The sequence below is a fragment of the Yoonia sp. genome (assembly GCF_036007805.1).
Taxonomy (GTDB): domain Bacteria; phylum Pseudomonadota; class Alphaproteobacteria; order Rhodobacterales; family Rhodobacteraceae; genus Yoonia.
This window is the reverse complement of sequence record NZ_DASYOK010000321.1, coordinates 1-7,164: the sequence shown is the minus strand read 5'-3', so window position 1 is coordinate 7,164 and position 7,164 is coordinate 1. Positions and strand designations below refer to the sequence as shown.

Sequence of the window (7,164 nt, the reverse complement as noted above, 5' to 3'; positions counted from 1 at the left end):
ATTGCTGCGATAACCAAAATTGGCCCTTTCAGTGCTTTGATTGAAGATAGGCACGCTATGACGCGATGTGTAGGGATTGATTTTGCCCGATGCTCCCCCTAATCCGGTCCAATGCCCCGTTACGCCCTTCTTGTTGAATATCACGGCGCACCCTTCGCAGGGTGGCAGCGGCAGAATGACCAGCCTTCCGTTCAGGGCGCGATTGAAGCAGCTTTGGCCCAGTTGGAGCCGCGTGCGCACACGATTGCCGCCGCCGGGCGTACTGATGCAGGGGTCCATGCCACAGGGCAGGTGGCGCATTGTGATCTGGAAAAGGACTGGGACCCGTTCCGCTTGTCAGAGGCGTTGAATTTCCACCTTAAGCCTGCGCCTGTCGCGATTGTGGCCTGTGCTCAGGTTGCCGATGATTGGCATGCGCGGTTTGACGCAGTGGAACGGCGGTATCTCTTTCGCCTGATGTCGCGGCGCGCGCCACTGACGTTTGAGGCGGGGCAGATGTGGCGGGTCAACCATCCGCTTGATGCAGCGGCGATGCAGGCGGGGGCGGATCAGTTGCTGGGACAACATGATTTTACGACCTTCCGGTCCTCGATCTGTCAGGCGAAAAGTCCGGTAAAGACCTTGGATGAATTGCGGATCGAGGTGTTGCCGCATGATCATGGCACCGAATACCGGTTCCATGTGCGGGCACGGTCGTTCCTGCACAATCAGGTGCGCAGCTTTGTCGGCACGCTGGAACGCGTCGGTGCAGGCGCGTGGACGCCGGAAGATGTAGGGGCGGCGTTGGCGGCGAAAGATCGTGCAGCCTGTGGTCCGGTTTGCCCCCCGCAGGGATTATATCTGGCGGGTGTGACCTACCCCGAGAACCCGTTTTCCTAAGGCGGGCCCACAAGACGTTACTCGACGTTGGCAGAAAATACCCTATCATCAACGCGTGATTGGAAACTTGCGTCTGACACCGTTAGACCGCCAAAGACGACGAGAAAGAACAGCCGATCCGACGTGGGAGGCGCGGTAAAGATATGTTGAAACGTTCCTGCGCCATCGCGCTTTTTTGCGCCACCAGTGTATCCGCGCAAGACGTCCGTTTGGTGACTGATTCAGCCGAAACCGCATTGAAAAACGCATCACTTCTGGTTGCACTGGAAGCAGGATCGGCGCCGCAGGACTATATCGCCGCCGCCCGTGCAGACTATCGCCGCCTGCTGACGGCGCTTTATGGATCGGGGTATTACGGTGGAACAATCTCGATCACTGTGGACGGACGCGAGGCTGCAAATATCGCGCCGCTGGATGCGCCGCGCGCAATCAATCAGGTTGTTATCACGGTTGATCCCGGTGACCGGTTCACATTTGGCGATGTGCAGATTGCCCCGCTGCCGCCCGGGACAACGCTGCTTGACGATCTTGGCCCACGCCGCACAGCAGAATCGGCTGTGATCGGGGACGTGGTGCGAAACGGGATCAGCAGCTGGCGCGATCTGGGCTATGCCAAAGCGCGTGTTGTGGATCAGCGGATCATCGCGCGCCATGCTGATGCCAAACTGGATGTTGATGTTGCCCTTGATACCGGTCCGCGTTTGCGGTTCGGGCCGCTTTCGGTGTCGGGCAACCGCAATGTCAGCGATGATCGTGTCCGCGAAATAGCGGGTTTGCCCGAAGGTGAGGTGTTTTCGCCGCAAGAAATGGACGCCGCCGCGCGCCGTTTGCGGCGGACCGGTACTTTTGCCAGTGTGGCGCTTTCCGAAGCGGACCAGATTGGCCCGAATGATACCCTGCCGATCAATGCGCAAGTGTCCGAGGCCAATCCGCGCAGGATCGGTTTCGGCATCGAGCTATCGTCGATTGATGGTGTCACGCTGTCCGCGTTCTGGCTGCACCGGAATTTGCTGGGTGGCGCGGAACGTATCCGCATGGATGCACAGGTCTCGGGCATCAGCGGTGAAACCGGCGGTATTGATTATAGTCTGGGCGGCACGTTCACCCGTCCTGCAACTTTTGGTCCTGACACGGACTATTTTCTGAGTGGCGAAATCTCACGGCAGGATGAACCGGAGTTCCTCATTGACAAGATCAGCCTTGAAACCGGCTTTTCACGTATCCTGAGCGATGATCTGACGGTGCGCGCAGGTGTTGGCGTGTTGCGGGCGCGCGAAGAAACCGAACTAGAGACGCGCGAATATACGTTGTTCACCCTGCCTTTGGATGCGACACTCGACCGCCGCGATGAGCCGTCGAATGCGTCAAATGGCTATTACCTAGACCTCGGTGCCACGCCTTTCATTAGCACCGACGGGGAAATCAAAGGTGCGCGGCTTTATGGTGATGCGCGCGGCTACGTTTCTTTGGGCGAAGAAGAAAAGCTGACATTGGCCGGACGTGTCCAATTGGGGAGCGTTCTTGGTGCTGACCTTACCGAGGCGCCCGCAGATTTTCTGTTCTATTCGGGCGGCGGCGGTACGGTCCGCGGGCAGCCTTATCAATCGCTGGGTATTGAAACGGCGCTGCCTCTTGGCGCGGTGCCGGGCCTTGAGGCGGTGACATCGGGTGGTGCATCCTTCCTTGGGGCCCAGCTTGAGGCGCGTTATGCGATCCGCGAAAACATTTCGCTGGTAGGATTTTACGATTTTGGTCAGGTGGGTGCTCAAGCCTCGCCCCTCGAAGATGCCGAATGGCATGCGGGCGCAGGGGTTGGTCTGCGCTACAATACGGGGATCGGGCCGATCCGTCTTGATCTGGGTACACAGGCCAGCGGTGATAATGCAGGCCAGGATTTGCAGGTTTACATCGGTATCGGACAGGCGTTTTGAAACGGTTCTTAAGCATATGTGCGCTCTGCGCCGCCCCTTTCACCGCGTCAGCACAAGAGGATGACGGCGAGGGCTATCTTGTTGGTTTGATAGAGGAAAACCTGTCAGGTGTAAGCCGTGAGGTGAACATTCAGGGGTTCGAGGGCGCGCTGAGTTCTCAGGCATCCATTGACGTGCTGACGATTGCGGATGCCGATGGTGTCTGGCTGACGCTGGAAGACATCGTGCTGAACTGGAGACGAACAGCCCTGCTGCGGGGTGTCATCGACGTGCGCGAATTAAGTGCTGCGCGCATAATCGTATCACGCCCGCCGTTGTCGGAAGACACAGGCCCCGCGCCCGAGGCGCAGCCGTTTTCTTTGCCGGAATTGCCCGTCAGCGTGTCCCTCGATCAGCTGCGCATCGACAGCGTCGAGCTGGGTGCGGCATTTCTGGGCGAAGAGGTCACGGTGTCGCTGAACGGGTCTGCGCAGCTGGCTGATGGCGAAGGGACTGTAATACTCAACGCCGAGCGTTTGGGTGATAAGTCCGGTATCTTCGAGATTAACGGCAGTTTTGTGAACGAAACCCGCCTGCTCGATCTGTTCCTGAATCTTGATGAGGGGCCAGATGGCATTGTGGCGCGGTTGATTGATCTGCCCGGCAGGCCTGCTGTCAAACTGGAGGTTGCGGGTGCAGCGCCGCTGGATGACTACGCGGCGACACTGGCGATTGCGACGGATGGACAGGACCGCTTGAACGGGAACTTCGCGCTGACCGGCGCGGGGGACGCGCGGCAGATTTCGCTTGATATAGGTGGTGATATCAGCCCGCTGTTTGTGCCGGAATACCAAGGGTTCTTTGGCAATGACGCCAGCCTTTCGGCGCAGGTGTTCCAGGCGGCAGACGGGCGCATTGATGTGCAGGAACTCGCGCTGGATGCAGGGCGCGTTGCATTGAATGGTGCGGTGCAAATCGGCAGTGGGGGCTGGCCTGAAGTGATTGATCTGACCGGTGGTATCACCGCTTTGGGCAATGATCCGGTTCTGTTGCCGTTGAGTGGCCCACGTACCTTTGTGGATGGCATGGATCTGGCGATCAGCTATGACGCTGCGGTCGCGGACACGTGGCGTGCTGATATCAGTGTTGCGGGTCTGGAACGCCCCGGTCTTGCGATTGAGACCTTGCGCCTGCAGGGCGGGGGTTTGTTACGCTCTGGCGAAGGGATACAACAGGGGCTTTTCACCGCTGATCTTGCCTATGGCGCGACAGGCCTGCAACTGGATGATGCCGGTGCGGCGCAGGCCTTTGGAGACGAGATTGGCGGCGAATTCAGCGCGTCGCGCGTTGAAGGCGCGCCAATCGAAATCACGCGGATCACCCTGAGCGGTGCTGGGCTGGACGCGCAGGCGCAGGCGACGATCGAGGGCGCCGATGTTGGTTTCCGCACCAACGCCACAATGAATGTCGGTATCGCAGGGTTGGGGCGGTTTTCTACGCTTGCGGGGCGCGAGATCGGGGGCGGGGCCGAATTGGCCGTGCTGGCAAATATGACGCCGCTGGATGGTCTGTTCAATTTCGTTCTGTCAGGTGAAACCAATGATCTGTCTGTAGACATTCCCGAGGCGGACCGCATTTTGGCCGGCACGGGGACCTTTGCTGCGACAGCAGTGCGCGACACAGATGGTACGCGGCTTGAGGGCCTGCGGGTGAATACCGATGCAGCCAGCATCCGTGCCAATGCCGCATTGACCAGCGACGGTGCGGATGCGCGGATCAATGCCAGTCTGCGCGATGTGGCCCTGGTTGTGCCAGCGCTGTCAGGACCGGCCGCCGTGGCGGGTGACGTCACACAGCGCGCGGATGGCACGATTGAATTTGCCCTGAGTGGCACCGGCCCTGCGGCGACATTTGACACCAGCGGCACCGTCAATCCTGCCGAGACGGGGCAGACGTTGAACGCGGCGATTGCGGCCGAGATCAGCGATCTGACGCGCTATGCCGGATTGGCTGGGCGGCCCTTGGCCGGGGCTTTGTCGGTTGAGGGGAGCGGTGTTCTTCTTGCAGATGGACAGCGGTTTGACATTGATCTGCGCGCACAGACACGCGATCTGGTTACAGGTGTCGCGCGGGTTGACCCCTTGCTGGAAGGTGAAGGCAGTCTTACAGCGGCACTTTCGCATGTAGGTGACGGACGGTTCGGGATTGGCGATCTGCTGGTCCGGACACCGGCGATGTCACTGCGCGGTGATGCAGATGTGTCGCTGACGGGCGCCAACACCGCGGACCTTGCGTTCCGGATCAATGATGCCGCCTTGCTTGATCCCAGCCTGAGCGGGCCGGTTACCGTGGACCTGACTGCTGTGCCTGCGCCTATGGATGCAACCGATGTGACGCTGCGCGCTTTGGGGCCGGGGACGGATGTGGGGCTGACCGCAACAGTGGCATCCCCCGAAAATGCGCGCGAAGTGAACGGTAATCTGGACCTGCAGGTGGCGAACCTTGCGGCCTTTGCCACGCTGATCGGCCAACCGGTGGCGGGCAGCGTTGATCTGACAGCATCAGGGAACCTGCTGCCGGATCTCAGCCGCTTTGATACCCAAGTGAACCTGCGCAGCGAAGACCTGCGTATTGGCAACCCGACGGCGGATGCGCTTTTGGCAGGGACGGGGCGGATTAATGCGACGGTGTCATTCGCGGATGAGGTTCTGGCGGTGCGGACGTTAGAGGTGTCCACCCGTGAACTGTCGGTCGTTGGCGCGCTCAACGGGGCGGCTGGTTTTGGTCAGGGCCGGTTCAATGCAAGTTTGCGGGACGTGGGCATTCTGACTGACCAGATCAGCGGACCGATCCGTGCGCGCGGCTCGGCCTCTTTGGATGAAAACGGCACATGGGGCATTGATGCCACGGGCACCGGCCCGGGCGGGTTGAATGCACAGATTGTGGGGGATGTAAGCCAAACCGGTACGCTTGCGATTGACGTCGATGGCAGCGCGCCTTTGGCCTTGGCAAATACGGCGATTGATCCGCGGCGGCTGAGCGGACTTGCGAATTTCGATCTGAGCGTGAACGGGCCACCCGCACTAGCGTCTTTGGGGGGGCAGATCACCTTTTCGGACGGGCGTTTGGCCGCCCCGAACCTGGGTGAGGCGCTGACGGATATTGCGGGTGGTATCCGCATGGCGAATGGCAGCGCGCAGATTGATTTGCGGACCCGTGTCGAAAGTGGCGGGAGCATCGCGATCAGCGGACCTGTGGCGCTGACGGGGCTTAATCAGGCAGACATTACGGTCGCGTTGAACGATGTGGTTTTGCAGGACCCCGAGCTTTATTCGTCGCGTGTCGCGGGCGCAATTAACCTCAACGGCCCGCTACGCGGTGGCGCGCGGATTTCGGGGCGATTGCAGCTTGGCGAGACAAATGTGCAGGTGCCGTCGTCGTCGATCAGTTCACTGGGCGATTTGCCCGACGTCCGGCATGTCGATGCCTCTGCCGCAGTCCGGCGCACGTTGCAGCGGGCGGGTGTGGTCAATGGCAATGGTTCACAGAATACCGGTTCGGGCAGCAGTGGTCCGGCGTTTCCGCTGGATATCGTCATCAATGCACCGTCGCGTATCTTTATCCGCGGCCGTGGCCTTGATGCGGAATTGGGCGGGAGCCTGACAATCGGCGGCACCAGCAATGATGTGATCCCTGTGGGCCGGTTCGAGCTGATCCGCGGGCGGATCGACATCTTGCAACAGCGCTTTGAACTCGATGAGGGGACGGCTACGCTTCAGGGCGATTTTGCCCCGTTCCTGCGCCTTGTAGCGACCACGGAAACAGATACCGGCACAGTGATCAGCATCGTTGTTGAGGGACCCGCTGGTGCGCCCGAGGTCAGTTTCCTGTCGGTGCCGGAATTGCCGCAGGACGAGGTGTTGTCACAACTGATTTTCGGACGCGATCTGGAAAGCATCAGCCCGTTCCAGGCTGTGCAACTAGCCTCGGCCATCAGTACTTTGGCAGGGCGCGGGGGCGGTGCGCTTGACAGTTTCCGCCAGCGGGTCGGGCTTGATGATTTTGACGTGACCACCGACGATGAGGGCAATGCTGCGGTGCGGGCGGGGGCCTATGTGTCGGAAAAAGTCTATACCGATGTGACGGTCACCAGCACGGGCGAAACAGAGATCAACCTGAACCTTGATGTCACCTCTGAGGTCACCGCCAAAGGCAGCGTGAATCAGGCGGGTGATACCAGCATCGGGCTGTTTTACGAGCGCGACTACTAGGGGCAAGAGCGAACAATTTTCTACGAAAATTGTTCGGACAAAAGATTCTTAGCTAAAAATCTTTGCTACGCCTCTGCGACAAGGACTTGTTGAGCGGCATGAAA

At 59.9% G+C, this 7,164-nt stretch carries 3 protein-coding genes; all 3 read left to right on the top strand.

The annotated features are described in order from the left end of the window. The first annotated feature begins 111 nt into the window (after positions 1–111). The 3 genes from truA (at position 112) to VGP75_RS17160 (ending at position 7,060) form a co-directional block, all read left to right on the top strand. Positions 112–879 (top strand): tRNA pseudouridine(38-40) synthase TruA, encoded by a 768-nt coding sequence (gene truA, locus VGP75_RS17170; protein ID WP_327544819.1) that lies wholly within the window; start codon positions 112–114, stop codon positions 877–879. 212 nt (positions 880–1,091) lie between these two features. Next, positions 1,092–2,810 carry an autotransporter assembly complex protein TamA gene (locus tag VGP75_RS17165; RefSeq protein ID WP_327544818.1) on the top strand — a complete coding sequence of 573 codons (1,719 nt, stop codon included), beginning with the start codon at positions 1,092–1,094 and terminating at the stop codon, positions 2,808–2,810. Then, positions 2,807–7,060 carry a translocation/assembly module TamB domain-containing protein gene (locus tag VGP75_RS17160; protein WP_327544817.1) on the top strand — a complete coding sequence of 1,418 codons (4,254 nt, stop codon included), beginning with the start codon at positions 2,807–2,809 and terminating at the stop codon, positions 7,058–7,060. The genes VGP75_RS17165 and VGP75_RS17160 overlap by 4 nt, the downstream gene beginning before the upstream one ends. Positions 7,061–7,164: the final 104 nt, after the last annotated feature.